The organism is Kitasatospora sp. NPDC034023, from assembly GCF_055575795.1.
Map to the genome: position 1 here is coordinate 76,844 of NZ_JBVIRY010000028.1, position 26,771 is coordinate 103,614.

Consider the following 26,771-nt stretch of genomic DNA (forward strand, 5'->3'; position numbering starts at 1 on the left):
CGTTGATCCTTCGGGGGCTGCCGGTCAGCTGGCGGGGTCGCCGGGGTAGAGGCCGACGGCGCAGTCGAGGGCGTCTTCGGGGCTCCCGAAGGACAGGCCCGTGGGCAGGATGTTGTCCTCGTAGCGTTCGTTGCCGTAGGTGAACAGAGCGAAGCCCCACATCTCGGGGTGGCCGGTGTCCTTGAGCCTGCACAGTTGCAGCGTTCACGATCGAACTGACCCAGGCCGAGCGTGAGGTGCTTGAACGCCTGGCAGACTCGCGCACCGCGCCGTTCGGGCAGGTGCAGCGGGCTTCGGTGGTCCTGGCACTGGCCGAGGGAAGGTCGAACGCCGCCACGGCCCGCGCGGCCGGGCGGCATGTGGACACCGTCCCCCGAACACGCCAGCCGGCTCGACCAAGTCGAGCTGTTCTTCTCCACCCTGACCCGACGTCTACTACGCCGCGGCCAGTTCGCCTCCCGCGACGAACTGGCCGCGGCCATCGCCACCTTCGTCTTGGCCTACGACGAACACGACGCCAAGCCCTACCGCTGGACCTACGATGGCAGCCCACTCAAAGCCGCTTGAACCCCCGAAGGATCAACGCGGCGCTGCACTAGTGCTGGAAGAGTACTTCCGGATTGTTCGGCGAGGGGCCGTCCAGCAGCGGACTGCGGATCCCCTTCAGCGTCTGGTCGAAGAACGCCGTCACGTACTCACGCGTGATCACGATTCCACGTTCGGGGTCGAGGGGCGGCGTCGGGAACCCGGCCTGCTCCTCGAGCAGGTCCGCGTCGGTGAAGCTGGGGTGGTTGGCGCCGGTGACCGCCAGCCACTTCTTGTAGCCGCCTAGGGCGGCCCAGGCCTGCCCCCAGTTGTCGCCACCGCCGGCCGAGTGGTAGGCGGCCGCACCCAGCATGAGGAACGGCCGGTTGATCCGGCCGGGCAACGGGGCCGGGAAAAAGGTGCCGTCCATGTTCACCCCGGCCCGTACTCGCGGGTCGGCGATCATCGTGGCGGCGGCCGACGCTCCGCCGATGGAGTGTCCGGCCATGCCGATCTCGTGCTTGTCGATGAGGTGTGCCAGGCGCCACGCGGTATTGCCATGCGTCAACTGCTCGATCACGAAGGACACGTCCAGCGCGCGGCTGGCGGTGACCGTGTCCATGTCGAGGTTCGGGTCATCGCAGATCGCGCACGGCGGCGTCTGGCCGTTCGCCAGCGTCTCGCCGCTGTCCTCGTGGGTGTGGCCGACGAGCGCGACGACGTAGCCGTGACTGGCCAGGTCGGTCGCGAGCGCGGTGAGCACCATGCGCGGGTCCCCGAACCCGGGTGAGAGGACCACCAGCGGATACTTGCCCCTCTGCGGCCGCGCGCCGTCGAAGGCGTGGGTGGTGACGCTGGAAAGGGTCTGCGGGGTGATGCCGGAGCTCGCCGGTATCTTCGCGCGCTGGATGTGTCCGGCTGCCTCGGCGAGGGTCATGTAAGGGGCCGGCGTCCCGGTCCCGGGGACGGCCGGGTAGACCATCGTGACGGTCAGTTGGCGGGGGCCGGATGACGGCACCCACGGGTCGGGACGGCTCGCGTCGGTGAGGTGGATGACGTCCTCGCCGGCGGCGTAGGGGCCGGTCGGCGCGGGGAGCGTGCCTTGGAAGGACCGCGTGGGCGCGGTGGCCGTGGCCGTGGCCGGTGCGGTGTCGAACGCGTGCGTGGCCACCGGTGTGGCCGACGGTATGGTCGTGGCGGCGAACCCGGTGCCGGTTCCGGTGACGAGGGCGGCGAGCGCCAGCACCGCGACAGCGCTGATACGGCGATTGCGTTTCATGGGATCGACGCTAGGTTCCGCAGCTCCTCTGTCGCGTCGGCCGGTGGATGCAAACACTCTGATGTCGTTCGTAGCCCCCGCGAGGTACCGGAGTAATCCGCCGGGAGTATGTCGTGCGGCGCGGGGTTCCCTTCGCCGACCTCGTCGAGCGCCACCTTCGTCCTGGCCTACGACGAGCGGCCTTGTTGTGCCCGCGGACGTAGGTGTCCATCGTGTCGATCAGGTCGTCGCGGTTGGCGAAGTCTCCGTGGCGGAGCACGCGGCGGGTCAGCGCGGAGAAGAACAGCTCGACTTGGTTGAGCCAGGAGGCGTGCGGCGGCGCCCAGGGGACGTGCCAGCGCGGATGGGAGGCGAACCATGCCTTGGCGTGTTTGGCGGTGTGTGAGGAGCCGTTGTCGAGCACCACGTGGATCTCCTTGTCAGAGGCGATCACCGCGTTGAGTCGGTCGAGGAAGGCGGTGAAGGTGGCCGCGTTGTTGCGGGCGATGGGGTCGGTGAGCACCTCGCCGGCCCGCACGTCGAGGGCGGCGACGATCGAGGCGGTGCCGTGTCGGCGGAAGAGGAGATCTGCACGGTGGATCTTTAGGCCTGAAAGTCGCTATCCGAAACCGGTGATCAGACCATAGGAATGGCTCCACGGCCTGACGGGCCACCCCCGATCGAAGGAGCCATCACCCATGATTCGCCTCCGCACCACCTGTATGGCCATCGCCGGCACCGCTGCCATGTTCGCCCTGACCGCGGCGCCCGCCCAGGCCGCCCCGGGCGACGTCACGACCGTGTGCGGAAGCACGCTCACTCCGACCGGCTACGTCGACGTGAGTTGGGGTTACAGCAGCAGTTGCGGTACGCAGAGCTTCAGCCCGAACATCAAGCAGATAAAGCAGCTCACCGGACTTCCCGTCGGCACCGTGGTCCAGGCCTGCGGCACCACCTACCCGCCCGCGGGCTGGGTCCAGACCGGCTCGTACTACAGCAGCAGCTGCGTCGCCTGGTCGAACCCGAGCTTCAACGACAACGCCTGGCAGCTGAAGCGCGTCTCCTGATCCGGCGACTCCGGCTGCGGCCCAGCCGCCCTGCCCCTCTGCTTGTTGATCTAGTGCTGCTCCGTGCAAGTTCGTGGAGCGGTCAGGCCGCCGGGCTGTCGAGGTAGAGGCCGCAGGCGCAGTTCAGGCATTCTTCGGGGGCGCCGACGGGTAGGCCGCTGGGGAGCACGTTGTCCTCGTAGCCGCCTCGGCTGGCGGGGTAGAGCGCGAAGCCCCAGGTGTGCAGGACTCCGGCGAAGCGGAGGCGACATAGCGGCAGGCGTTCGCCGTTCCTCAACTCACCTTCCACGTAGGCGAATCCTGCGCGAAAGCGGACGTGGACCCGGGCCAGCTGCGGCCAGCGCTCGGCGGCGCGGGTGTTCAGCCGCTGGCGCAGGTGGTGCTGCATGGACTCTGGCGGGTTCTTCGGCACGGCGCCATCCTGCCGTCCCGGCCCACCCCTCCGCCATGATCACTGTTCATGGCGGAGGGGTCGGGGCGGGACGCGGCGGCGGCCGTGGTCGTGGACGAAGAGACGCGCGGCGTGCTGCAGCGGATCGCGTCGTCAGCGAAGGCGCAGGTCAGACAGGTACTCCGGGCCCGGATCGTGCTGGCTGCGGCCGACGGGGCGGGCAACGCGGGGATCGCCCGCCGACTGGCGGTGAGCGTGAACACGGTCCGCAAGTGGCCTGGCCGGTTCGCCGAGCGTGGGCTCGAGGGCTTGAAAGACGCCGCACGCTCGGGCGGCCGCGCCGCTACGACGACCTGGTACGCGTCGCGGTGGTCGCCGCGGCCACCGGCATCCCGATCGGCCCCGCCGCGACCTGAACCCACGCGGCGATCGCCGACCAGGTCGCGGACACGGTGTTCGCGCCGATCTCCTCCTCCCAAGTCGGCCGGATCCTGGCTGACTTGGACCTGAAACCGCACAAGGTCCGCGACTGGCTCACCCGCCACGGCACCGCCTCGATCATCGCCGCGCTCGACGTCTCCACCGGGCAGACCCTGACCGACACCATCCAGCGCAACGACGCCGCGACCTTCACCGCCTTCCTTGGCCGGCTCGACCGGCTCATGCCCCGCGACAAGGACATCCACGTGATCCTCGACAACGCCCCCCACCACCACCGCCAAGCACACCAACGCCTGGCTCGCCGCCCACCCGCGCTGGCACGTCCGCTGGACCCCGCCACATGCCTCCTGGCTCAACCAGGTCGAACTCGTCTTCTCCGCGCTGACCCGCGGGCATCCGCTGGGGCCGGCGCCCCCTCAACACCGCAGGGCAAGTTCAGGAGTAGGACAGCGACAGAAGGATGACTCAGGAGGCGGACGGCCCGATCTCCCCCGCGAAGACGATGAACTGGTCGATGAGGCTCCGTCGCAGATGGACGACGTCCGTTCCCGCCAGGCGGGGGCCTCCATCAGGCGTGGTGAAGACCCACTGGTACCGGGCCCATTCGTCAGGCATGTCCACCGCTGAGCAGCGCACCATCGTGCCGGGCCCCGCCGGGTGGCGCCGGATGTCCAGCACGAACCGCTCGACCGCCGCGATTCCTTCGCTGCGGCCCAACGGTCCCCAGAAGACCACGTCTGAGGTCAGGGCCTGGGAGAGCAGGGCAGTCACATAGCTGTCCTCCGTGGCGTTGAACGCGGAGATGAACGTGTCGATCGCGGAGCGTGCGGTCTCTTCCTGCATGCCCCAGTAATACCAGCCGTTTCGCGTGCGCTCGACCCCACGGGCGAGTGCCGCGACCTTGCTGAGGCCGTGTACGAGGGGCTCGATCTGACGCACGAGATCGCCACACTGCACGCCAACCAGCTGGGCGACACAGTGCTGCTGCCCGGCGACGGTGGCCTCGACGGCTTCGCCGTCTGCCACTGCGGCGCCGGTTCGGAGGCCCGCCCCGACGTCTGCTTCGTCAAGTTCGGTGCTGTCCGGCCGGGGACGGGGGGCGCCGCGCGGTTCGACCGACTGTTGGACGCCTGCGAGCAGTTGGCTCTTGACCGCGGAGCAGCCGGCCTCGACACCGGCGTCAACCTCGGCCGCCCGGAGGCCTACGGCCGGCTGGTGGAGCGCGGCTTACGTACCTGGCTGCAGGGGGTCGCCATGCACCGGCCCAACCAGCCCGGCTACAGCCACCCTGGCTCGTACCTCCTGGACGACTGGCGCTGAGCGGGCTCGGGGCCGGCGCGATGGCCGTTCCCGGCCGCTCGGGCTGCTCAGGGCTCGCTCACCGGCAGCCGATAACCGTGGCGGGTTCGGGTCGTCCTCTCCTCAGGCCCACAGTTTCCCACCCGGGCCCGGGGCCGCGGCCGGGGTGCGCGCGGTGTGTCGGGCAGCCACAGGCCCCTAAGGACAACCCGGCTCGGTCATTGGGTCGGGCCGCCGAGGGGCGGGAGGATGCCGATCTGCTGGAGCAGGCCGAGTTCGTCCTTGCCGGACCACTTCTCGGCCAGTTTTCCGTTCTCGATCCGGTGGATGACCACCGCCGTCATCCGCATCGGGTTCCCGGTAGCGGGGGCACCGGGCAGGTCGCCACGGTGGGTGCCGGTGGCGGTAAGCCGGGTCACCACCTTGTCGCCCTCGGCGATCTGGTCCTCGATGAGGTGCGCGCCCGGGGTGGCGTCCCAGAAGACCCGGAACGCGTCCTTGAGTCCCTGGCGGCCGGGGGCGACCGGAAAGGGCGGCGGATGGTGGTCGATGTAGTCCTCGGCGACGAGCTCGTCCATGGCGTCGAGGTTGCCCGCGTCGATCTCCTCGTAGAAGCGTCGGACCAGGCGCTTGTTGTCTTCCGCGGTCATGTCGGCAAGCCTGACTCCCGCCGGGCATCCCGCGCGGTCCGGCGCGCCGGACTGCGCGGGGCATCATCCGGTCAGCCCCCCACCGACACTCACCCGGCCCCGGTGACCGGGCCGCTGACCGAGGCGGTCCGCAGCGGTGGAGGGGACTGCTCAGCCGTGGGAACGTCGTCCCAGGGGGAGCCCTTGTCAGCGGTCAGTTCCCTTCCTCGGCTTCCCCACGCCCAGCGGTGACTACGCGACAGACGTGGCCTTCGTCTACCGCCTCATCGACGGACGCATCGCCGAGCGCTGGGCCATCCGCGACGATCTGCACATGCTTCGCCAGCTGGGCGCCCCTCTCCTGTCCAGGGGGGCCTGATGCGATGGTGGGGCCTCCATAACCCCTCGCTACTGCTCTGCCCGAGAACGTTCACCCGTTGAGTGCTCTCAGTCGGATAGTGCCGCTTTCCACGTCCACGATGTCCGGCGGGGAAGGCCGTCCAGTTCCCGGCGGCCGGTGCACCAGAGAAGCACCTCGACAGGGTCTCCGAGCGGGGCGTCGGGGAACAGACGGTCGAGCACAGCCGCGCACAGCAGTGCCGGGGGCAGCCAGTCCACGGCCAGTCCCTGCGTGATGTCGTGGGTGTGGAGCAAGGTTTCGGCCACGCCCATTGCCGCGAAGCCCTCGGGGTCGCACGGACCCCAGTGCCAGGCCCGCAAGGTGGGGCTGGCTGTGGCCAACGCGATGCTGAGGAGCCGGCCGCAGGCGTTGACCGTCTGGAGTACCTCGGTCGGTGAGGCGGTGCGTCGGACGTTCAGGTCGAAGGGGAGGTAAGCGCCGGCGGCACCCGATGCCACTTGCCCTGCGTAGGCCAGGAGGTCGTGCCCGACGTGCGCCGCTGTCTCCCGGCAACTCCACTCCAGCGACCCTGCCGGCACCGTCCAGTCCTCGGCGGTGTGGGGATCGAGCACCCTCAGCATCTCCGCCACGGCCGTGTCGACGTCCTGATAGTCCATGCGGAGCTCCTCGCGAGGTTCGTGCTGTGCGACTGAGATGTGGGTGCGAACCCGGTTACGCTGCTTGGGTTCTGGGGTGCCCTCCCCATCGGACGCCCTTCTCGCTGCGGATGCCGGCCCGCTCCTTGCGCTGGGCCGCGAGGACGTCGGAGTGGCGGGCGTTCACGGTGCGCCACCGCAGGTAGGCGTGCAGCGCGCGGGTCCGGACCGTGTGGTTCGGCTGAGGCTCCGCCAGCGCCAACCCGGTGAACCTTATCGGTCACAGCACCAAGGGTTGTCCCGTAACTGATCTTTGGCAGCACGAGAGTGGCTGGCCGGGATCGCATCCCAGGTTCCCTTTGGGGAGACGCTGACCTCGGTGCACCCTTGCGACCGCACGACACGGCAGCGGGTGGCAGGTGCCTCCTCCCGATGACTGCGGACCTCCCGACCTGGGGATATGAGCAGGGCCCCTGTTATTGTGCGCCGATGTCAACGATCAGACAGTTCCAAGTGACCTTCGACTGCGCGGAACCTGCGCGCCTCGCCGCCTTCTGGTGCGAGGTACTGGGGTACGTCGTGCCGCCGGTCCCGGAGGGCTTTGCCACGTGGGAGGAGTATCACCGCTCGCTGCCGCCCGAGGACGAGATCTACTTCGCGTGTACCGATCCCTCGGGTGTGGCCCCGCGCCTGCTCTTCCAGCGAGTTCCCGAGGGCAAGGTCGTCAAGAACCGGGTGCATCTTGATGTGCGGGTCGGCACAGGGCTCGTGGGTGATGAGCGCCTGGCCACACTCGAGGCCGAATGCGCACGGCTGATGGCGCTCGGCGCGAAACACGTGCTGACGCAGCGCGCCGATGGCGTCAACGAGTCGTGCATCACGATGCAGGACATCGAGGGCAACGAGTTCTGCCTCGCCTGATTCTCCTCCGAGACTGCGAGGTGGGGGGCAGTCTCCCGGGGGGCTCTCAGGTCCCGCATACGGCGGGACTCATTCCGTGAGAGCGAGGTTGTGTAGGCGGGCAACGCCGTGCATCGCGTGGCGCACACCGTCGCCTCTCAGGCGGCAGTCGCGCAGGATCTTCCAGGTCTTCATCCGGGCGAAGGCGTGCTCGACGCGGGCGCGAACCCGTTTGTGGTCGTGGTTGTGTTCGGCCTGCCAGTCGGTCAGTTCGCCGTCTCGGGGTCGGCGGTGCAGGGATGACGAGGCCGGTTCCGGGGTAGCCGCCGTCGGCGATCGTGGTTGTCCGGCCGACGGCGGCCTTGGCTCCGGATTCCTCCCATGCCCTGCAGTCGTTGCGGTTGCCGGGCAGGGCCGGCCGACCACCACAACCAGGCGGGTTTCGGCGTCGACGACCGCCTGGTGGCTCGTCGAGTAGCGATAGTGCTTCGACTGCTCGGCGACCTTGTGGCCGGAGCAGGAAGTCGGCCGGGCCGACTTCCTGCTCCCTACTCCTGTCGTCCGCCCGCGGCCGCCGCGTCGAGGCGGCGGACGAGTTCGCGGAGGGCGCGCAGTTCACGGTCGAGCGCTTCGGCACCGAGCGGGGTGAGGGAGAGCCAGGTGCGGGGGCGGCGGCCGGCGTAGCCCTTGGTGACGGCGATCAGGCCGGAGTCCTCGAGGACCTTGAGGTGGCGGGACAGATTGCCGTCGGTGGCGCCGAGTTGTTCCTTGAGGAAGCCGAACTCGACCCGGTCTGCCTCGCGGGCGATGGTCAGGATCCCGAGCCGGACCCGCTGGTGGACGGTGTCGTCCAGGGCCAGGGTCGGGTGCTGCTCGCCGGCTCCGTCAGCTCCGTCGGCTCCGTCGGCAGCGCTCATGCGTCGGCCTCGTCCTGCTCGGCGCGGGCGTTCGCCCACGGGCACCTGCCGATGATCCGCTCACTGCGCTCGCTCATGGGGTGACCGTACGGGATGCCGTCGGCGGGTGACGCTCGGCGGTCCACCGCGCCAGACCGGCGGCCAGGGGGATCGCCGCCAGCAGGAGGGCCTTCACGGCGGGGCCGTCGGTCCAGCCGCCGGACCGGTCGGACCACGGCAGCCAGCCGCTCTCCCAGGGCGCCGAGAGGTAGGCGGTGAGCAGCACCGCGTGGGCGAGACCGGCGCCGGCCACCAGCGGGCTGCGTTCGACCAGGCCGAGGACGAGCAGCCCGGCACCCAGGACGTACCAGGGCGAGGCGTAGCGGTTGGCCAGCAGTTGGAGGTCGAAGTGTCGGCCGGTGTCGAGGACCAGGGCGATGACGACGGCGGTGGCGACGGCGCCGACGACGGCCGTGGTGGTGAGCCAGACGGCGCGGCGCGGCACGATCCCGCGGGCCTCGCCGCGGCGCCGGTACCAGCGGGCCAGGGCGAACCAGGCCAGCGGGAGCAGCACGTACCAGATCCCCCAGGCCAGGAAGCGGAGCACCGCCCCGTCGAACTCGCCCCGCTCGCAGGCGGCGTCGGGTGCGTGCGGCACGCACAGGCCGGTCAGCTGGGCGTAGGCGAAGGCGGGGTACGAGGTGACGTCCCGCCCGTTGGCGCCGAAGTTGAAGGCCTGTCCGGCGATCGGTACGGCTGCCAGGGCGAGCAGGCCGAAGCCGAGTAGCGGGACCCCTGCCCCGCGCAGTCGGCTCCGGGCCCCTGCCCGTAACCCGTCGGTGGCGGCCAGCAGCTCGGCCGGGCTGCCTTGGTTCGGTGTTCCCACTGATCCCCCCTGAATGGCTTTGTCGGTGCATCAACTTTGCAACGCAAAGTACATTGCGGTCAAGAGTTCGCGGGAGCACGAAGGGGGGCGGGGGCGAACCCCCTTGGCAAGAAGGCGGCGTGGTGGACAACGGGGGTAAGCCCTGAGCACCGCCTCGCGTGGCTCGGCCCGTGCGCGGGTCGTCGGGACGGGCCGATCCTTGCCGCCAGGGCGTCCCGGACCCACCCGGCGACCAGGGTGGCCAGGGCGCCAGGGACGCCAGGGCGCCGGCGGAGCTGACCGCGACTCGGCCGGCTTCGCCGCCCGTTCCTCCTAGCCTGCCGGGGCCGTCGTCGGGGCCAGGGGCCCGTCGTGGCGGGCGCTGGCACGCCAGTCGGCGACGCGGACCAGGGTTTCGAGGAAGGCCAGGCGGAACGGGCCGAGGCCGGGAGTGTCGCGCAGGGACAGGGCACGTTCGGTCCAGGCCGCCGGGAAGGCGGCGGTGTGCAGGGTCCGGGCGGGGAAGTGCTCGCCGGTGGACAGCCGGATGGGCGGGGTGCGGTCCCCGTCCGCGACGCCGAGCAGCAGCGGGGCCTCGTCGCCGCGCGGGCGCACGGTGAGCCGGACGTGGCCGTGGTGGGCGGCGACGAGGTAGGTCACGAGCGGGTGGTGGCCGCCCTGCCAGAGCAGGAGGGCGCTGACGAGCTCGTGCCGCAGGTGGGGGCGCGGCGAGCGGTAGGGCGGCAGGGGGTCGGCGCCGACGCCGTTCCTGGACTTGGCGAGCAGCCCGCCGGGCGGGTCGGTGCAGCCGGCCCGCAGTTTCTCCTGGAAGGCGTCGTGGCACTTGCCGAGGTCGTGGAAGCGGGCCGCCTCGACGACCGCCTCCCACAGGCCGGTGGGCAGGGCGGGCAGCGCGGCGAGCAGCGCCTGCGCCTCCTGCGCGGTCTCCTGGAGGTGCTGGTCGAGGCCGACCCAGGCGGTGCAGCCGTAGGCCGGGCGCCCGGGGGCGACGGCCTCGCACGCGACGGGGGCCGGACTGTCCGGGGTCCAGCCCCGGTCCGGGAGGTAGCCGCCGGTGCGGGCGCCCAGGAGCAGCCGGACGCCGGGCCGCAGGTCCTCCGGCCGCGCGGGGCGCCACCGGCGGTCCAGGGCGTCGCGCAGCCAGGCCCGCCCGGCGGGCAGCCGCCGGAGCTCGCCGAGCGGCACCGGGCAGAGTTCGGCGCCGACCGGATCCGGCTCGTCCTCGCCGGGCCCGTCCTCGCCCGGTCCGTCCTCACCCGACTCATCCTCGCCCTGCCCGGCACACTCCCAGGCGCGCCAGGCAACCAGCGCCGGGAGCGAGGCGGCCTCCGCCGGGTCGCAGATCCAGTGGTCCACACCGACGGTGTCGTCGGCGGCGGTGTCGTCGGCGGGTGAGTCGGCGGCGGGTGAGTCGAAGAGGGCCAGGACGTCCTCGCGCCCCGGCCCGGCCGGTGCCGACGGCGTGTCGACGCGGGCCGTCAGCAGTTCGCCGGGGGTGACGGCCCGGCCCTCGTGGGCGGTCAGCCAGCGCGCGGTGGCCGCGTCGCCGCCCTCGGGGGGCGTGCACCACAGCAGGTCGCCGCCGTCCGGGTGCTCGCCGTGGCGGTTGCAGCGTCCGGCGCGCTGCACGAGCGAGGCCCAGGGCGCGAGTTCGGTGACCAGGGTGCGGCCGGAGATGTCCAGCCCGGCCTCCAGGGCGGGGGTGGCGACGAGGACGAGGCCGTGCCCGCCCTCGGCGGCGGCCAGGACACGGGCGAGGTCGGCGGCGCGGAAGTGCGGGTGCAGCAGCAGTGCCTCGCTCCCCCGGGCGGCCAGGCCGGCATGCACGGCCCGCGCCCGTTCCGGGGAGTTGAGCACCACGACGGTCCGGGTGCCCGGCACGTGCGCGGCGGTGACGGCCTCGGCGAGGGCGGCGACGTAACGCCCGGGCGGGAGGTCGAGACGGCCGATGCGCCGCACCGTCCCGGTCGTGTCCGGCGCGCGCACCGTTCTCCCGCCGAGACCGCCCGGCCCCCGCACCGACGACATCCACATCGTCCCGGTCGCCGCAGCCGTTCCCAACTCATCCCGCAGGAGCTGGAGTTGCCTGCCGGTGGACAGGCCCGGCCCGAGCAGGTGCGCCTCGTCGAACACCCACTGGGCGTCGGTGTGCAGCAGCGCGTACGAGACCGGCGCCATCGTCCGCGCGTCCGCGTAGCCGCGCATCAACGCCCGGCTGAGCACCATGTCGTGGGTGCCGACCAGGATCGCGCTGCGCTCGGGGCGCCGCCGCCAGCCGCCCTCCTGCGCCGCGGCGCCCGCGAGCAGGTGCAGCCCCACCTCGCCCGTGAGGCCCAGGCGCTCCAGCCACGCCCCGATCCGGCCGAAGGCCTGGCCGGCGAGGCTGTGCCGGGGCAGCACGAACACCAGCCGACGCGGCGTGGCCCCCGGCGCGGCGACCAGCCGCCGGTACAGCCACGGCAGCACGGCGGCAACGGTCTTGCCGGCCCCGGTGGGCGCCTCGAGCAGCGTGGGCAGGCCCTCGGCGGCCAGCGCCGACTGGTAGGGGTGGGGGGTGAATCCGGTGGCGGTGCGCGCGAAGGTCTCGAACTCGGCCGTCATCGGCCCAACCTACGGCCCAGCGGGCCCGGTGGGTAGGACGGGGACCGGCCGACGGACCGGCCGACGGGCCGGGCAAGCGGGCCGGGCAAGCGGGACCGCCCTGGCCCGGCTGTTCGGGCCGGTCGCTCACCGGTCGCCGCCGGCCCGCACCCGGCCGAAGACGTCGGCGGCCGGAGCGGAGAAGCGGGCGGCAGGTCGGGGCCGCCCGGTTCAGGGATCCTGTCCGTCGCTGTCGTCCGACTGCTCATGCCTCCGGGAGCGGTGCCGCCGCAGGTGCCAGACCAGCAGGGCGATGGCGATGATCACGGCGATCGCGATGGCGGCGACCCGGCCGACGGTGCCCTCCACCCTGGTGTAGGCGGCTCCGGCGAAGTAGCCGAGGAGGGTGAAGCCGACACCCCAGGCGAGCCCGCCGAGGGCGTTGTAGAACAGGAACCGGCGGTACGGCATGCGGGACATCCCGGCCAGCGAGGGCACCAGCGGGCGGAAGAAGGCGATGAAACGGCCGACGAAGACGGCGGCCGGCCCGCGCCGGCGGATCAGGTCCTTAGCCGTACCGACCTGCTTGGCATGGCGTCGCAGCGGGCCGGTGCGAAGGATCGCCGGACCGAGGTGCCGGCCGATCTCATAGCCGGCGGAGTCGCCGAGGATCGCCGCGCAGACCACGACCAGGACCATCCAGCCCAGGGATGCCCTGCCCTGGTGGGCGAGGAAGCCGCCGAGGACGGCGGCGGTCTCGCCGGGGATGAAGAAGCTGAAGAACAGGGCGTCCTCGGTGAAGACCATGCCGCCGACGACCGCGTACACGACCGGGCCGGACAGGCCGCGCAACCAGTCGATGATCGAGTGCATCGGCCACACCCCGTCGGCAATCGGGCCCCTTTCTGCCCCAATGTAACGCTTGTCCCCATGCCGGCCCCGTCAGGCGGGCAGCGGACGGCACGTTCCGGGACGGGCGGAGGGCCGGCCGGCGCGCAGGCCGCGCCGGACCTGGTCGACCCGGCTCTCCTGACCGGGCCCCGGGCGCCGGTGCGGCGTTCGCGGCATCGGCCCGCGACTGGTCCGGCCGAACGCCGTGCGCGCGGCCCGGCGCGGTGGCGTCCCGTCCCGCCCGGGTTGCCCCGCAGCCGGCCCGTCGCAGGTCGGCGGGACGAGTTCGATGCCGGGAAGCGTGTGAGACGGGGACAGCCTGGTGGTGCTGCACATCCCGGCGCATTCATCAGCATCGTGCGCCGTCGAGGCGAATCCACCATCCCGATCACCGCACCAGCGGGCGACGCAGTCGCCGGCCTTGGGGGTCGGTGCGCCGCCGGGCCGCCGCGTTCGGGCCACTGCCGCCCCGGGTGGGGCTGGAGGTCGGGCGGGCCGAACTCGTCCGGGCGCAGGACGACTTCGGGCCCGCCGTCTTCGGGTATGACCTCGCCGTCGGCGATCGCATCAGGGTGCTCGACACGGGCCTTCCTGGCGGCGCAGTCGGACGTGGCGGGCCTGGCGGACCATCACTCCTGCGCGGTCCAGGTGCTCAAGGCGCGGTCGCGGACATCGGGCTGCGGATGCCGGCGCAGGGCGAGCAGGGCCGCCCGCCACGGCGCCGACCACTGCCGGCCGGGGCCGTACAGGGCCACCAGTCTGGCCGCGAACAGCCCGGCGGCCAGGCCGCCGTCCTCCGTCAACCGACGGACGGCCGCCGCCGTGTGCTCCCCCGGCGGTGTCCGGTGGTCGTCCGGACGCAGTTCCTCGGCCACCGTGCCGGCGAGGAGCGGGCGATCCGTCAACACGGCTGCCAGCTCGATGAGGTCGTCGCCGAGGGTCGCGGAGTCCAGGTCGATGGCGCGGCACAGGCGGGGGGCGGCCTGCGGGACCAGGGACGGCTCGGTCATCAGCAGGGCGGCCACGGCGCGGTCCCTCGCGCGGCCGCCGGCCGTCGCTTCCACGCGGTAGAAGTGCCGGCTGCTGAACTGCTCGATCCGCTGCCGGGCCGCCTCGTCCCGGCCCTCGTCGTCCGCCGGCCCGCCGGCGCGGACGGCCTCGATCAGGCGGCTCAGGGTCTGCTCCAGCAGGCTCCCCGGGGCGACGCCGCCGAACGGGTGCGGCGCGTCCGACCAGGCGATCGCGCCCACCGCCCGTGCGGCCGGCCGCCACCGCTCCCGTTCGGCCAGGTCCGTGACCACGGGGACCATCGCGGCCACCGCCTCCGGGGCGTACCGCCCCCACACCGCGAGCTTCCCCGCGCCCATGGCCGAGACCAGTGTGTCCTCGGCGAGGGCCAGCCGGCCGACCAGTTCCGCGTAGCGGCGGCGGTCGTCCACCGGCAGTCCGTACGGGCGGAGGTCCCCGGCGAGCACCGTCCGCAGCTCGGAGGTGCCCTCGGCGATCTCCGTCAGCACGTCCCAGAGCGGGAGGTCGGCGGGCCGGGCCGCCACCTGCTCCACCACCACCCGCCGCACGTCCTGGTGCTGCTCCGGGGCCCGGTAGGCCGCTTCCAGCAGCGCGGTCGCCTCGGGCAGTGGCAGGTGGGCGGCCGCGAGCCGGACGGCCTGCTTGCGGCTGGTCACCTTGGTCGTCGGGTCGGTCACGATCCGGGTCAGGGCCGGGCCGAGCTCGTCCGCCGGGGTGAACCGGGCGGCGCGGCCGGCCGCGTACACCGCGACCCGGGCGCGCTCGTCGCCGGCGAACCCGAGCAGCACGGGCAGCGCCTCGGCGGGCCGGGCCGTCCACGGCAGCGCGGCGAGGGCGGCCTCGGAGAGCACCACGTCGGTCGAGTCGACGTACCGGAGCAGCAGTTCCCGGCCGTGGCCGGGCAGGTACGCGGCGGCCCGCAGGGCGGTGGTCCGCTGCTCGGGCGTCGCCGTGGTGTCGTCCACCGTCCGGGCCACCCATGCGGCGGCGGCCCGTACCTGCCGGTCCGTCCAGCGGTCGGCGGCGGCGAGGTCGCGCGGCACCGGGGTGAGCGGCATCGGGGCGGACGGCACCGGCGTGAGCGGCACCGGGGCGGGCCCGCCCGGCGTACTGCTCCCGGTGGCGAGCATGGGGGCGAGCAGCGGTGCGAGCAGATCGGTGCGGTCCCTGGTAAGCACCGTCCGCACTGCCGGGAGCGCGGCGGCGGCGGGCTCGGCCTCGATCAGGCGGGCCACCCGTTGCCCGCGGGTGGCGGGGTCTGCGAGCAGGTGGGTCACCGCCCGTCCGTACTCCCGGTCATCGGCCGGCACGCGCTCCAACAGACCGACTACCGAGGGAAGCCGACGGGAGGCAGGGTGCAGTCCGTCGACGAACGCGAGCAGCAGTGAGGTCGACCGCTCCAGCGCCGGCCGCAGCTCGGCCGCCACCGCGGCCTGCCGCTCCCGTGGGACAGCCGGCGCGGCCGGCGCTGGAGCGGTCGGCGCGGTCGGCGCGGCCGGCGCGGCCGGCACGACCGGCACGACCCTTTCGATCGTGCGGACGGCCCAGTCGACCAGGTCCCGGGCGGTGCCGCCGGCGTGCTCGGCCAGCACGGAGCAGGCCAGCCGGGTGAGTTGGGTCCGGGTGTACGGCGAGCAGTCGCGCGCGGTCAGCGCGTCCTCGGTGAGGCGCGCCAGGAGTGCGGCCGCGTCGGCCTCGAAGAGCTTCGGCGGTACGGCGGCGACCTCTGCCAGGGCTTCGGCCCGCACCGGGTCCTGTTCGTTGCGCAGGCGCTGGAGCAGGACCAGGGCTTCCCGGACCGCGCTCGCCGCACCGGACAGTCCGGCGTGCACCACCACCTGGCCCCAGGCGTAGCCCCGGTCCCAGGACTCCGCCGTCCTGGTCTCCGCCAGCAGCCGGGGCAGCGCCTCGGCGGCCGGGAGGTGGACGAGCAGGTCCAGCGCCTCGGGCTCCTCGGCCAGCCGGGCCCGGGCCCGGGCGATCCGCTCCGGCGCGGGCAGGGTGGCCAGCACCTCTCCGGAGTACCCACGGGGGTGGACCTTCGACACGGCCACCACCGCGTCGTGCAGGGCCGGCCGGGCGGCCGGCGGCAGTCGGCGCGACAGCGCCGCGTGGTCGGCGGCGCTGCGGTGGGCCAGTTCGGTGAGGAGCGGCAGCGGAGCCGCCACCAGCCGGCGGGCGAGCGCGGGACGCAGCACCGGATCGTGCCGGTGCCGACCGGCGGCCACCAGCATCCGGGCGGTCCGCTCCGGGTCGTGAGCGGCCAGGGCCGCGAACGTGTCGCGCAACGGCGCGGGAAAGGTCGGCCGGTACTGGGCGGCGGGGTGACGCTCCAGCAGGTCCAGTGCCTTCCCGGGCAGCCGGCCGGCGGCGGCGCCCAGCCCGACGGCGTTCTGCCGCCAGAACCACGCCCGCTCCGCGCGGGGCAGTTCGGTGAGCCGACGGTCCGCCTCGTCCAGCACCGCTGCCGGGTGACGCTCGCCGAGCGACCGGGTGAAGGTGACGGCGTGGGCCGGATCGGACAGTTCGCGGGCCACGAACGCCGGTGAGCAGACCGGCAGCAGCCGCCCCGCCTCGGCGCATCCCCACCGCTGCCGGGCGACGGGCACCAGGTGCTCGGCCACCGCCGTCCGGCCGGCCTTCAGGACGGCGCGGATCAGCTCGTCCCGGACCGCGGTCGGGGCGGTGCGGATGGCCTGCTCCACCACCTCGTCCGGCATCGGGAGTTCACGCACCGCCCGGTGGGCGTAGCGGCGCACCACCGGATCGGGGTCGGTCAACCTTCCCGACAGGTACGGGAGTTGTTTACCGGCCAGGGCAGCGAGCGCGGCGACCCGCTGCTCGTACGGGCCACCGGTGGCCAACTCGTCGAGAAGGGCGGCAAGTCGGCCCCCTTCCGCGAGGCGGTGGGCGGCGCGGGCGATCTCGCGCAGGCGCAGGGCGTGGGGCAGGGACTCGACATCGGCCAGCAGCCGATCGGCGGTGATCTGAAGCATCGCCGCCGATTCTGCCGCCCGGGCATCGGCCCCGCACCCGATTTTCGCCGGGCCTTCCGTGGCCGCCGGTGGGCCGCCGGTGGCCGCCGGTGGCCGCCGGTGGCCGTTGCCCGGCGGGCTCCCGGTGGCGCGGGGCCCGGGCCGGCTCACGCACCCCGGTGCAGGTAGGGGCCATGGCCGCCGGGGAGCGCGGGTACCGGGCGGGCCCGGCGGGCACCATCGTCGGACTGGCCGAGCAGCTGCGCTGAGCAGGAGGAACGGTCCGAGAGCCCGCTCGGGACGCCGTGGCCGTTGAGTGGCCGGGACGGAGGTACCCGACCAGGTAGCTGCCGGCCACCGGCCCGGCCGGTTCCTCCCGCCCGCGTTCCTGCGGCGCCACGTCGACGAGCGGCTCGGCTTCCGGCCGGACGAGATGCCCGGCGACCACCTCCCGATGCTGGGCCACCCGCAGGGGCCGGCCGAGCGGCTGGAGGCGTTCCGGGCCGGGTTGGAGGCGCGATGCGCCGCGTGGGAAGTCGGCGGGCCCGACTTCCCACGCAGGAGCAGGGGGTCCAGGGGGGACAGGCGCCCTGGACGAGGACCTGCCCTCCGCCGACCGCCTGATGCGGGTCCGGCCTCGACGTCGTGAAGCGGCGTGTCAGCCCGGCGGCGTGATGTTCCGTCCCGTGGCTCAGGCGAAGCGGGAGCTGCGCACCGGGCCGGCGGAGCGGCAGCGGTCGCGCGGACCGGTCAGCCAGTGCGGGGCGACCGCACGGGCGAGGACGGCCAGTGCCTCGTCCGGGTCGGCCGGGGTCTCACCGTCGCCGGGGTCAGGGGTCGGGTCGGCGGAGCGGATGTCGACCGCCAGTTCCTCGGCGGTCCGCTCGTCCGGCTCGCCGCCGAGCGGCTCCCAGGGCGCGAGGATCGTCTGGCCGAGCAGGCCGCAGACGTCGGCTGCGACGCCGGGCGGCTCGGTCCAGCAGGTCGCGTGCTCGTACAGCACCTCGCCCGGTGCGCGCTCGTTCAGGCGCGAGACCAGGTCGGCGTCCGCCTCGCTCAGGTCGTAGGCCACCACCACGGTGTTCGCCGTGCCCGGCCGGTAGGGCTGGGCGGGCAGACCGAGCAGGCCCGCGGCGGCCAGGCCGAGCGCGCGGTCCGCGCGGCCCGGCAGCAGGGAGACCGAGTGCGGGCGCGTCCCGGTCGTCTCCAGGATCAACCGCAGCCGTTCCAGGCCTTCGCGGCACAGCGCGTAGCTGTCCTGTAGGAGGGCGTAGCGGCCGGTCATGCCCGCGTCCCACCCGTACGGGGACAGGGTGGCGAGCAGGCCGCCGGTGAGGGTGAAGTGCCAGGCGCGCAGGGCCTGGTGGTGGAGCGGGTCGGGGCCGTCGGGCTGCGCGGCAGCGACAGCCGCGGCGCGGTCGAGGGAGCGGCGCAGCCGGTCGGCGGCGGGCTGCCACCGGCCGGCCTCGGCCGGCAGGCGGTCGAAGGCGGTGCGGGCCGCGGCGGCGTCGCCGGCCATCAGGGTGTTGTAGGCGAGCAGGTAGCGCTCGGGCCAGTCGCGGAGCAGCGCGTCGTGGTCGCGCAGCAGGGTGACGGCCTCGGCGTGGTGCTCCTCGTCCTCGAGGGCGGTGGCGAGTTCGGCGATGATCGGAAGTCGCTGGTCGGCGCGGCTGCGGACCTTGGCGAGCAGGCCGCGCCGCGGGGCTTCGGCGGCGCGCAGGGCCTCGGTGAGTGCGGGGACGGCGAGGAAGGAGGCGCCGCGCCCGACGCAGGCGTAGCCGTACCGGTAGAGCGCGTCGGGGTGGGTGGGTTTGGCGGCCAGGGCGCGGGCGGCATCGACGAGGTCGTCGAAGCCGCCGTCGGCGGCCAGCCGCTCGACCAGCGGGGCCACCTGCGCGGCCGGCAGGTCACGTGCGACCGAGCGCAGTTCGCGCATGGCGGCGCCCGGGTCGCCGGACTCCATGAGGCTCCAGGCGGTGTCCAGCGAGGTCGTCGTCACAGGGTTTCCTCCGGGGGGTCGTTGTCGTCGGGGAACGAAGGCGGCGGGCGGCGTGGGCCGCGGGTGTGCGGGCGGCGGGGAGCGCGGCACCGGTGCGTCGACGGCGGGTGCGCCGACGGCGGGTGTGCGCTCGCGCGCGGTCGCGGTGGTGGCCGTGGCGGTGAACGTGGCGGAGCGGAACCGAGGGGGCGGCCTGACCGTGGCGGCGGGGCCGGGTGCGGGCGTCCGGCGAGGGGTGGCACGGGGCCGGCCGCCGTTCGTCGGCGGCGGGTGGGGCTCACCTGCTCGGGCGGGGGCCGCCCTTCCTGTCGAGGTCACGCATGGGGAGGATCATGTCCGAACGCCGCTGCCCGCCGCAAGCCGATTGTCCGTCCGGCGGCCGCCGAACCGGTGCGTCGATGCCGATCCGGCCAGGACGCTCCGTGCGGGTGTGACCGCCGGCGAGGGGGGACCGGCAGCGGCAGCGGCGGCCGCAGGTGGAGACGGACGGGCGGCGGCGGAAATCGGTTGGCGGCGCGGCGATGAGTTTTCGGGCGCCGACCGGTCTACATCTTGACCGGGACGGCCCGGAACGACCGACTCATCGGAGTACAGACATGGGACTCATCCACATCGAGCTGTTCGCGACCCTCGACCTCGTCGGGCAGGCGCCCGGCGGCCCCGACGAGGACCCGGTCGGGTTCCCGTTCGGCGGCTGGCAGGCGCCCCTGCTGAACGAGGTCACCGGGGCTCAGATCCTCGCCGCGTACGAGGATACGGACGCCCTCCTGCTCGGCAGGCGCACGTACGACATCTTCGCCGCCTACTGGCCGCACCAGAAGGACGGCGAGATCGCCGAGCTCTTCAACCGCGTCCCGAAGTACGTGGCCTCCCGGGGCACGCCCGAGCTCCCGTGGGCCGGGTCCACGCAGCTCGGCCCGGACCTGCCCGCCGCGGTGCGCGAGCTCCGCGACCGGCACGAACACGTGAAGGTCGTCGGGAGCCTGGACCTCGTCCAGACCCTCCTGCGCGACAAGCTCTTCGACCGCCTCGACCTCTGGGTGCACCCGGTCGTGCTCGGCGTCGGGAAGAAGGTGTTCGACGGCGGCGCGGTGCCCACGAACGTCACGCTCCTCGAACCGCCGGTGGCCGGTCCGCAGGGCACCGTCTTCATGCGCTACGGGCTCGCCGACGGCACACCCGCCACGGGCGACATGAGCGCGCCCGACCGCGGCCTCGGGCACGACGAATCCCGGTGATCCGATGACCACCGTCCATGCCAACGGGATCGCCTTGGGCATCGAGTCGTTCGGTGACGACGACGCGCCACTCGTCCTGCTCGCGGGCGGGCCGACGATGCTCTCCTGGCCCGGCGCGCTCTGCGAGCGCCTCGCCGCCGGCGGCCGCCGTGTGGTGCGCTACGACCTGCGCGACAGCGGGGAGTCGACGACGACGGATCCGCAGGCACCCGCCTACACCCTGCGCGACCTCGCCACCGACGCCGCGGCGCTCGGCGGGGCGCTCGGCGGGGCGCCCGCGCACCTCGCGGGGATCGGCGTCAGCGGGATGGTCGCCCAGGTGGCCGTGCTCGACCACCCGGGCGCGTTCTCCGCGCTCACCCTGGTCGGCACCCGCGCGGTCGCCCCCGGCCCGCCCGACGACGACCTCCCCGACCACGACCAGGCGACGATGAGCCGCCTGTTCACCCGCCCGATGCCCGACTGGAACGACCGCGAGGCGGTTGCGGAGTTCGCCGCCGCCGGCGCACGGATCCTCGGCGACGACCCCGCCACCGCGCGCGCAACCGCCGCGCGCATCTGGGACCGCACGCCCGGCACCGCACCCCCGGTCCGGATGGCCAACCAGCTGGGCCTGGTGTTCTCCAGGCTCGACTGCGAACCCCGCTGGCGCGAACGCCTGCCCGGGATCGGGATCCCCACGCTCGTCGTCCACGGCCGCCGCAACCGGTTCTTCCCCGTCGGCAACGGCGAGGCGATCGCGCGCGAGATCCCCGGGGCACGGCTACTCGTCCTCGAGGAGGCCGCCACCGCGATCCCCGATGCGGCGGTCGGCGAGGTCACCGAGGCGATGCTCACGCTCGGATAAGGGACGCAGGGTGCCGCGCGGGTCCGGCCTTCGGGCCGGTGGCGCACAGCACGAGTGGCCGCAGGGCGGCGCCCTGCTCGGCGGCGTCGACTCGCAGGGCGCCGAACGACGAGGCCATGGCGAGGACGAACGACCGCCAGGACCAGCGCGACCCGCGTGCGTCGAACACGTGGTACCGCGAGTTGGCGCAGGAGGGCGGCGGTCGGCGACTCCGGCAGCGGCGGGAGGGTCGACGGCTCGCGCGAAGCACCACGTGTCGCCCTCGTGGGGCGGCCCGCTGCCCGCCCCGGGCAGGGGTGTCAGGCCCGCTCGTAGTGCGCGAGGTACCCGGCGAGTTCGTCGTCCATGCTCTCCTCTCCGTACCCGTGCAGCGCGCACCACAGGCGGTTCTCCACCCAGAACCGGTACGCGAACTCCTCGAACGAGGAAGCGCACCGGGCGATGGCCCCGAACCAGTCCACCGGCACGCCCGGTTCGTCCCGGCCGGGCGCTTCCGCGAGGTCCAGCGGGGAGGCCACCACGAAGGCCTCCCCGCTGGCGCGGAGGTAGAGGTACCAGTGCACGCAGTCCTGCTGGTCGCGCAGGAAGCGGACCAGGAAGGCTCCTGGCTCCACCGGGCTCGGTATCGGCGAGGAGACGTCCGTCCAGCAGGCCGTGGCCGACACCGCGTCCAGGGCCCGGTGGCTGTCGGCGCCGGTCTGGAAAGCCGTGAAGTCCGCGGGCAGCACCATCCCGGCGCCCGCCAGCTCGGCGGCAACGGCGTCGAGGTGCCCGGCGATCTCCGGGACCACCGGGCCCGTGCCGCCGAGCCACCCGAACCCGCCGTCGAAGCGGGCCGGGTCCAGCGGCGGCAGCGCCTCGGGGTCGTACCACTCGTACGTACCGCCGCACGGGCGGTGCGGACCGAGGTCGGTGGCGCACCAGAGTGCCTGGAAGGCGGGGCGGTGGGTCGGTTCGGTGGCGGTGGTCACGGTGCTCCTCGGTACGGGCTGCTGCGTCACCACCCATCCTGCCGACCGGGACTGACAGTCCGCCGCGTCCGGCCGCACTCGCCCGGTCCTGCGGGTCCCGAGAACAGCGGCGCGGCCTCGGCCACCGCCGTCCGCACCCTGGGGCGGCCGACCGTCGACGCCCTGCCGGCCGAGCACCGGTGGGACCGGGTACCGGAGGTGACCCTGTTCGGCGACGCCGCCCACCTCGCGGCCCCCCGGACGGCGACGGCGCCGACCCGGCCGTGATCGAACTCACCACCGGGCAGGGCGGGTTGAGCTGGACGCGGTTCCGGCGGCGCTGAGGGGTCTCAGCGGAACGCGGCCACGTTGCGGGCGGCCCAGTGCGCGAAGGGGCGCGGGGCACGGCCGAGGACTCGCTGGACGTCCGGGCTGACACGCAGCTCGGCCGGGTTCGGGGAGCCGAGGATGTCCAGGGTGTCGTCGGCGAGCTCCGCCGGCATGCTGCGGGTCATGGCGGCCTTGGCCTCGTCGCGGGTGAGCTCGTGGAACCTCACCGGCGAGCCCAGCGCGGCGGCGATGGCCTCCGTCTGCCGACGCGGGGTGATCATCTCCGGGCCGGTCAGCTCGTACACGGCGCCGGTGTGCCGGTCGTCCAGCAGGCAGGCCGCCGCGACGGCGGCGATGTCCGCCGGGTCGATGATCGGCACGCCGATGTCGCCGAAGGGCGCGGCGACGACCTGGTGCGCGCGCACGGATTCGGCCCACCACAGGGCGTTGGAGGCGAAGCCGCCCGGCCGCAGGACGGCCCACTCCAGGCCGGACTGCCGCAGCGTGTCCTCCAGCGCGCGCATCGCGATCCGTGTCGGGCCGAAGGGCCTGGTCGCCACGCCCTGTGTGGAGAGTAGGACGACCCGGCGGACGCCGCCGGCCGCAGCCGCGCCGATGATGCCGGCGGGGTCGGCTCCGGCGGCGTGCAGGTCGCCGGACAGCAGCAGGAACAGCGCCTCCGCCCCGGCCAGGGCGGGCTTGAGGCCGGCCGGCTCGGCCAGGTCGGCTGCCACGTGGCGGACGCCGTTGGGCACCGCCGCCGCGCGCCGTGACACTGCCGTCACCGGCCGGCCCGCCTCGGCCAGGGCCTGCGTCAACGGCCGGCCGATGTTTCCAGTAGCCCCGGTCACCACGATCATGATCAGCTCCTTGTCGGATGTCTTCCGTGGCCTGCACGCTAGGAGCCCGGGCTAACTCCTGGTAAGGACGTACCTTGACGTAAGCTCATGACATGGCAGAAGGCGTGCAGCCCGGACAGGTCGAGGCGGGGAAGCGGTATGACGTGTTTCACACCGACTGCCTCGCGCGGGATGTGGTCGACCACGTCACCAGCAGGTGGGGCGTCTGGGTGCTGATCTCCTTGCGGAGCAACGACCTTCGGTTCTTCGAGCTGCGCGAGAGCATCCAGGGCATCAGCGAGAAGATGCTCGCCCAGACCCTGCGCGCGCTGGTCCAGGACGGCCTGGTCTGGCGGAAGGTCGAGCCGACGACGCCGCCTCAGGTCACCTACGGGCTGACCGAGTTCGGACGGGACGTCGGGGAGCCGCTGACGGAGCTTTTCGACCGGATCACCCGGCGGCTGTCGCCACGCGGCGCGGGATAGCGCGGTGGTCGCCGGATAGCGCAGCGGTCGCCGGATAGCGCAGTGGTCGCCGGATAGCGCGGTGGTGACCGGTGCACCCTTCGCGGCGCGGTGGTGTCGTGGCCCCGGGCGGTCAGGACGTCGATGGCCTGCCACCGGCGCTCCGAAAGCGGGCCGGCACCCGCGGCGGCCCGCTCGACGTACCGGGCCGGTGCATCGGCCACCGGACCGCGCCGGGGCGTGTGTCAGGCCTTCGCCCGGGCGATCGCCCGGACGGCGATCTCGCGCATCCGGTCGAAGGCCGTCTGCGGGTCGTCGTAGGAGAGCCAGGGGCCGGCCACCTCGCGACCCATCACCCGGAACAGCTCCAGTGCCGGCGCCACCCGGGCGTTCATGACCAGTGACCAGGCGGCCCAGCCCCGGGCGCCCTGGAGCTGCGGATGCGCCGGATCGGCCTGCGCCAGGTCGGCCAGCAGGGCGTCCACGGCGGCGGTGAACTCCGGCGTCCGGTAGGCGGCCGCCGGTGCCTTGTCACGGGTGTTCTGTTCGAACAGCGCCTGCACCCTCAGGTTGGTCAGCAGGCCGCCGGCCGGCGCGTCCGCGAGCGCGGCGTCGACGAAGGCGTGCATCAGCTCGTGGCTGCCGTGCCACTTGGCGCACCAGTACTGCAACGCGCCCTCGTGCGCCCGCAGGTGGTGCGGATCACGGGCCACCACCGCGGCCCAGAGCTCACGGAAGTCCTCGTGCGACCAGCCCAGTCCCATGGCAATGGCGATCTGCGCCACCCAGGGGTTGGGGTCCCCGGCCGGCGCCAGCGCGACGGCCTCCCGTGCGGCCTGCTCCGCCTCGCGCAGGACCCGGAGGAACCCGCCGGCCTGCTCCCGGGTCACCTCGGAGGCGTACTTGGCGGTGCGGATCTCCCAGGCGAGCCGGACCAGCGCATCGGTCTGCAGCAGGGCGGCCGCCGCGTTGCGCGGCTCCTCCTCGCGCCACAGCCGCAGCCAGTGGTCGTCCTGCGCCGCCGCCGCACTCAGCGGCGCCATCCGCATCCAGCGCCGGTACGCGTCACCGCTGCCCTCGGCCTCGCCCAGGTACGCGGCTACCGGGCGCCAGTCACCGGCCCGGGCCGCGTCGAGCACGGCCGCCAGCTCGGCGGACGGCTCGTCGCCCTGCAGCACCAGCTGCTCGCGCGGGACCAGCCCCTGCCGCAGCTCGGCCTCCCTGCGGCTGCGGCGTTCCCGGGAGACCCGCGAGACGATGACCTTGCCCGCGACGACCACGAGCACGGCGATGAGCACGAAAACCATGAACTGCTTTCCTAGCGGGAGGGGTTGGGCCGCCTGCCCGGATCCGAGCGGTCCTCGGCGGGCACCGGGCGCGGACGAGGGCACCGCGCGGGCGCGCCGCGCCTCCAGCCCCCCGCCCTCGCACCTGCGTGCGCGGCGAGGGGGATCGTATCGGCACGCCGCGTCGCCGCCGCGTCCAGGGCCGAGGTCCCACCGCGGCCGGGTGCCGGCCGCAGGGAGCGGCCCGCTCGGCCCCCCGTCCCCGCGCCCCGAACCGTCCGCCGCCACCGCTGTGGGGTACCGGCTCACCGGCGCCGCTCGCGGTTGGGTGGCCGCCTGTGTGACGACCGATTGTGCGCGCCGCGGCTGTCCGGCGGCTGTTCTGATGGCGGTCGCCACGCATGACGCAACCCGCGGAGATGCGCCGCCGGCGCAGGATGACGCCGGCGGAACTCGCCGAGCTGACCGGGATCGACGAGAGCACCCTCTCCCGGCTGGAGACCCATGAGGGGTTCGAGTGGGTCTACGTGCTCTCCGGCCGCCTGCGCCTGCTGCTGGGTGACCGGAGCGTGGTCCTCACGGCGGGCGAGGCCGCCGAGCTCGACACCCACGTACCGCACCGGCTCGGCCCGGACGGCGACCGGAGCGTCGAACTCCTCGTCCTCTTCGGGCACCAGGGCGAGCGCGCCCACCTCCGGGCCCGCAGCGCCTGACCCGCACCATGACCCGCGCCGCCTGGCCCCACCTGCTGTCGTCAGGCGGCGGGCCTGACGGTCGGGGCCAGGGTGGTGTCGAGCCAGTCGAAGGTGACCTGCTGGAAGCGGGACATCGCCCCCATGTGGCAGTGCTCGCCCGCGCCTTCGGCCTCGGGGAGGGTGACCAGCGTGTGGGGGCAGGTCAGTGCGGCCCGGACGCGCTGGGGCTGGCCGTGGAAGAACTGGTCGTCCTCGGCGTCCAGGATGAGGGTCGGGCAGTCGATGAGGTGGGCGACGCCGTCGAGGGTGTAGTCGGCGGTGCGGCGGATGTAGTCCGCGACGGAGTCGGCGCCGAACGCCCACACGCCGTTGCGCAGGGCCCAGCGGAGCTGGGTGCTGCCCTGCATGAGCAGGCTCGCGACGGGGTCGGCGAGGTCGTCGCGGCCGGCCTCGATCCATTCCCGCAGGAACGGGGGCATGAGCCGGGTGTGGGCGTCGTGGTAGTCGTAGAGCCCGTCGTCCAGGACCAGGGCGGCCAGGCGGTGTTCGTGGGCGGCGGCGCGGGCGGTGAGGTAGCCGCCGAGGCTGTAGCCCAGCAGCGCGAGCCGGTCGGGGGCGATCTCGGGCCTGGTGAGCGCGTGGTCGACCACCGGGGTGACCACGGCCTCCCAGTCCGGACGGAAGACGAGCCCTTGCTCGCGCAGCGCCGCGCCCTGGCCGGGCCCGTCGTAGGCCAGCACGTTGTAGCCGCGGCGCAGCGCGGCGGCGCCGATGACGAAGTAGGCCTCTTCCAGGGTGGAGTCGAAGCCGCTGGTGAAGATGACGGTCGGGCGGGGGGCGCCGGAGTCGTCGACGAGGAAGAGGTAGCCGGGCAGGGTGGTGTCCTCGTAGGGGATGCGGAGGGCCTCGACGGGAGTGTCCATCAGCGACGCGGCGGTCGCGAAGGTCTCGCGGGACAGTGCGGAGAGGGTCTTGACCTCGGGGTCGTGGGCGGGGTCGTCGCGGCGGTAGAACTCGGCGGTGCGGTAGTAGTTCGACGCGCGCAGCAGGGCTTCGCGGGCGCTGACCTTGTGGCCGGCCGTCAGGGCGCGGGTGCCGATGGCGTGGACGCGCCGCGCGGTGTTCGTCCACTCACGCAGCCAGGCCTCCTCGTCGCCCTCGGCGACGTTGCGCAGGGTGGTCAGGACCTCGCCCAGGTCGGCGCCGCCGTCGTTGGCGAAGCCGGCCGCACGCAGGGCCTCGAAGGAGAACGACTCGTCCTCGTACAGGAATCGCATGGTGCACCCCAGACCGCTTATCGAGACGGAACGGTTCCGTCTCGGCTTCGGAATCGACGATAGGCCGCACCGAGTCGAGACGC

At 73.6% G+C, this 26,771-nt stretch carries 27 protein-coding genes and 3 pseudogenes; 10 read left to right on the forward strand and 20 right to left on the reverse strand.

Annotation, left to right across the window (positions count from 1 at the left end; translation table 11 throughout):
* Positions 1–24: 24 nt before the first annotated feature.
* Positions 25–162: a hypothetical protein gene (locus ACZ52R_RS31025; RefSeq protein WP_465754516.1), complete on the reverse strand. Its 138-nt coding sequence runs from the start codon at positions 160–162 to the stop codon at positions 25–27.
* Positions 163–357: 195 nt separating this feature from the next.
* On the opposite strand from ACZ52R_RS31025, the gene ACZ52R_RS31030 reads away from it, so the two are divergent.
* Positions 358–567, forward strand: coding sequence for a hypothetical protein (locus ACZ52R_RS31030; protein WP_465664348.1), 210 nt, complete (start codon positions 358–360; stop codon positions 565–567).
* Positions 568–595: 28 nt separating this feature from the next.
* On the opposite strand, the gene ACZ52R_RS31035 is transcribed toward ACZ52R_RS31030, so the two are convergent.
* Positions 596–1,804: an alpha/beta hydrolase family protein gene (locus tag ACZ52R_RS31035; protein WP_465754517.1), complete on the reverse strand. Its 1,209-nt coding sequence runs from the start codon at positions 1,802–1,804 to the stop codon at positions 596–598.
* 10 nt (positions 1,805–1,814) lie between these two features.
* Positions 1,815–2,384 (reverse strand): transposase, encoded by a 570-nt coding sequence (locus ACZ52R_RS31040; RefSeq protein ID WP_465754546.1) that lies wholly within the window; start codon positions 2,382–2,384, stop codon positions 1,815–1,817.
* Between the two features lie 97 nt (positions 2,385–2,481).
* Here ACZ52R_RS31040 and ACZ52R_RS31045 point away from each other — a divergent pair, with 97 nt between their 5' ends.
* Positions 2,482–2,850 carry a hypothetical protein gene (locus tag ACZ52R_RS31045; protein WP_360506616.1) on the forward strand — a complete coding sequence of 123 codons (369 nt, stop codon included), beginning with the start codon at positions 2,482–2,484 and terminating at the stop codon, positions 2,848–2,850.
* Positions 2,851–2,932: 82 nt separating this feature from the next.
* Here ACZ52R_RS31045 and ACZ52R_RS31050 read toward each other — a convergent pair whose 3' ends face one another.
* Positions 2,933–3,262 (reverse strand): hypothetical protein, encoded by a 330-nt coding sequence (locus ACZ52R_RS31050; protein WP_465664346.1) that lies wholly within the window; start codon positions 3,260–3,262, stop codon positions 2,933–2,935.
* A 48-nt stretch (positions 3,263–3,310) separates the two neighbouring features.
* Here ACZ52R_RS31050 and ACZ52R_RS31055 point away from each other — a divergent pair, with 48 nt between their 5' ends.
* On the forward strand, positions 3,311–3,751 hold the full coding sequence (locus ACZ52R_RS31055; protein ID WP_465754518.1) for a helix-turn-helix domain-containing protein: 441 nt from the start codon (positions 3,311–3,313) through the stop codon (positions 3,749–3,751).
* Positions 3,694–4,146, forward strand: coding sequence for a transposase (locus ACZ52R_RS31060; RefSeq protein WP_465754519.1), 453 nt, complete (start codon positions 3,694–3,696; stop codon positions 4,144–4,146). The genes ACZ52R_RS31055 and ACZ52R_RS31060 overlap by 58 nt, the downstream gene beginning before the upstream one ends.
* Before the next feature lies 1 nt (position 4,147).
* Here the strand turns inward: ACZ52R_RS31060 and ACZ52R_RS31065 are convergent, their stop codons facing one another.
* Entirely contained in the window at positions 4,148–4,525 is a 378-nt protein-coding gene (locus ACZ52R_RS31065) for a nuclear transport factor 2 family protein (protein ID WP_360506611.1), read from the reverse strand.
* 69 nt (positions 4,526–4,594) lie between these two features.
* On the opposite strand from ACZ52R_RS31065, the gene ACZ52R_RS31070 reads away from it, so the two are divergent.
* Positions 4,595–5,002, forward strand: a complete 408-nt coding sequence (locus ACZ52R_RS31070; RefSeq protein ID WP_465754520.1) for a hypothetical protein — start codon at positions 4,595–4,597, stop codon at positions 5,000–5,002.
* A 197-nt stretch (positions 5,003–5,199) separates the two neighbouring features.
* Here the strand turns inward: ACZ52R_RS31070 and ACZ52R_RS31075 are convergent, their stop codons facing one another.
* The 3 genes and pseudogenes from ACZ52R_RS31075 to ACZ52R_RS31085 form a co-directional block, all read right to left on the reverse strand.
* Positions 5,200–5,631: an ester cyclase gene (locus ACZ52R_RS31075; protein ID WP_465622402.1), complete on the reverse strand. Its 432-nt coding sequence runs from the start codon at positions 5,629–5,631 to the stop codon at positions 5,200–5,202.
* Between the two features lie 426 nt (positions 5,632–6,057).
* Entirely contained in the window at positions 6,058–6,627 is a 570-nt protein-coding gene (locus ACZ52R_RS31080; protein ID WP_465622404.1) for a maleylpyruvate isomerase N-terminal domain-containing protein, read from the reverse strand.
* A gap of 55 nt (positions 6,628–6,682) precedes the next feature.
* Positions 6,683–6,847, reverse strand: a pseudogene (locus ACZ52R_RS31085) (IS630 family transposase); the annotation flags it as partial.
* 248 nt (positions 6,848–7,095) lie between these two features.
* Between ACZ52R_RS31085 and ACZ52R_RS31090 the strand changes: the two are divergent.
* Complete coding sequence (locus ACZ52R_RS31090) at positions 7,096–7,527, forward strand: VOC family protein (RefSeq protein WP_465622405.1); 432 nt, start codon at positions 7,096–7,098, stop codon at positions 7,525–7,527.
* A 69-nt stretch (positions 7,528–7,596) separates the two neighbouring features.
* Here the strand turns inward: ACZ52R_RS31090 and ACZ52R_RS31095 are convergent.
* From ACZ52R_RS31095 to ACZ52R_RS31130, 8 genes and pseudogenes are all read right to left on the reverse strand, one after another.
* Positions 7,597–8,016, reverse strand: a pseudogene (locus ACZ52R_RS31095) (transposase); the annotation flags it as partial.
* 38 nt (positions 8,017–8,054) lie between these two features.
* Positions 8,055–8,423 carry a winged helix-turn-helix domain-containing protein gene (locus ACZ52R_RS31100; RefSeq protein WP_465622407.1) on the reverse strand — a complete coding sequence of 123 codons (369 nt, stop codon included), beginning with the start codon at positions 8,421–8,423 and terminating at the stop codon, positions 8,055–8,057.
* A 73-nt stretch (positions 8,424–8,496) separates the two neighbouring features.
* Positions 8,497–9,288: a hypothetical protein gene (locus tag ACZ52R_RS31105; RefSeq protein ID WP_465622408.1), complete on the reverse strand. Its 792-nt coding sequence runs from the start codon at positions 9,286–9,288 to the stop codon at positions 8,497–8,499.
* 312 nt (positions 9,289–9,600) lie between these two features.
* Entirely contained in the window at positions 9,601–11,889 is a 2,289-nt protein-coding gene (locus ACZ52R_RS31110) for a CRISPR-associated endonuclease Cas3'' (protein ID WP_465754521.1), read from the reverse strand.
* Between the two features lie 210 nt (positions 11,890–12,099).
* The gene (locus tag ACZ52R_RS31115; protein WP_465622411.1) at positions 12,100–12,741 is read right to left on the reverse strand and encodes a DedA family protein; all 642 of its coding nucleotides are present in this window, start codon (positions 12,739–12,741) and stop codon (positions 12,100–12,102) included.
* A 440-nt stretch (positions 12,742–13,181) separates the two neighbouring features.
* Positions 13,182–13,364, reverse strand: a pseudogene (locus ACZ52R_RS31120) (IS630 family transposase); the annotation flags it as partial.
* 24 nt (positions 13,365–13,388) lie between these two features.
* Positions 13,389–16,784, reverse strand: coding sequence for a hypothetical protein (locus tag ACZ52R_RS31125; RefSeq protein ID WP_465754522.1), 3,396 nt, complete (start codon positions 16,782–16,784; stop codon positions 13,389–13,391).
* A 670-nt stretch (positions 16,785–17,454) separates the two neighbouring features.
* Positions 17,455–18,762, reverse strand: coding sequence for a hypothetical protein (locus ACZ52R_RS31130; RefSeq protein ID WP_465754523.1), 1,308 nt, complete (start codon positions 18,760–18,762; stop codon positions 17,455–17,457).
* A gap of 596 nt (positions 18,763–19,358) precedes the next feature.
* Between ACZ52R_RS31130 and ACZ52R_RS31135 the strand changes: the two genes are divergently transcribed.
* Together ACZ52R_RS31135 and ACZ52R_RS31140 are read left to right on the forward strand one after the other, a co-directional pair.
* A complete protein-coding gene (locus tag ACZ52R_RS31135) occupies positions 19,359–20,000 on the forward strand; it encodes a dihydrofolate reductase family protein (protein WP_465754524.1) in 642 nt (213 codons plus the stop codon).
* A 4-nt stretch (positions 20,001–20,004) separates the two neighbouring features.
* Positions 20,005–20,847: an alpha/beta fold hydrolase gene (locus ACZ52R_RS31140; RefSeq protein WP_465754525.1), complete on the forward strand. Its 843-nt coding sequence runs from the start codon at positions 20,005–20,007 to the stop codon at positions 20,845–20,847.
* Between the two features lie 299 nt (positions 20,848–21,146).
* Here the strand turns inward: ACZ52R_RS31140 and ACZ52R_RS31145 are convergent, their stop codons facing one another.
* Together ACZ52R_RS31145 and ACZ52R_RS31150 are read right to left on the reverse strand one after the other, a co-directional pair.
* Positions 21,147–21,818 (reverse strand): hypothetical protein, encoded by a 672-nt coding sequence (locus tag ACZ52R_RS31145; RefSeq protein ID WP_465754526.1) that lies wholly within the window; start codon positions 21,816–21,818, stop codon positions 21,147–21,149.
* A 329-nt stretch (positions 21,819–22,147) separates the two neighbouring features.
* Positions 22,148–22,987 (reverse strand): SDR family oxidoreductase, encoded by an 840-nt coding sequence (locus ACZ52R_RS31150; RefSeq protein ID WP_465754527.1) that lies wholly within the window; start codon positions 22,985–22,987, stop codon positions 22,148–22,150.
* 92 nt (positions 22,988–23,079) lie between these two features.
* Between ACZ52R_RS31150 and ACZ52R_RS31155 the strand changes: the two genes are divergently transcribed.
* The gene (locus ACZ52R_RS31155) at positions 23,080–23,451 is read left to right on the forward strand and encodes a winged helix-turn-helix transcriptional regulator (protein WP_360508949.1); all 372 of its coding nucleotides are present in this window, start codon (positions 23,080–23,082) and stop codon (positions 23,449–23,451) included.
* A gap of 224 nt (positions 23,452–23,675) precedes the next feature.
* Here ACZ52R_RS31155 and ACZ52R_RS31160 read toward each other — a convergent pair whose 3' ends face one another.
* On the reverse strand, positions 23,676–24,737 hold the full coding sequence (locus ACZ52R_RS31160; protein ID WP_465754528.1) for a hypothetical protein: 1,062 nt from the start codon (positions 24,735–24,737) through the stop codon (positions 23,676–23,678).
* A 380-nt stretch (positions 24,738–25,117) separates the two neighbouring features.
* Here ACZ52R_RS31160 and ACZ52R_RS31165 point away from each other — a divergent pair, with 380 nt between their 5' ends.
* Entirely contained in the window at positions 25,118–25,429 is a 312-nt protein-coding gene (locus tag ACZ52R_RS31165; RefSeq protein WP_465754529.1) for a cupin domain-containing protein, read from the forward strand.
* 41 nt (positions 25,430–25,470) lie between these two features.
* Here ACZ52R_RS31165 and ACZ52R_RS31170 read toward each other — a convergent pair whose 3' ends face one another.
* On the reverse strand, positions 25,471–26,688 hold the full coding sequence (locus ACZ52R_RS31170) for an alpha/beta hydrolase family protein (RefSeq protein ID WP_465622423.1): 1,218 nt from the start codon (positions 26,686–26,688) through the stop codon (positions 25,471–25,473).
* Positions 26,689–26,771: the final 83 nt, after the last annotated feature.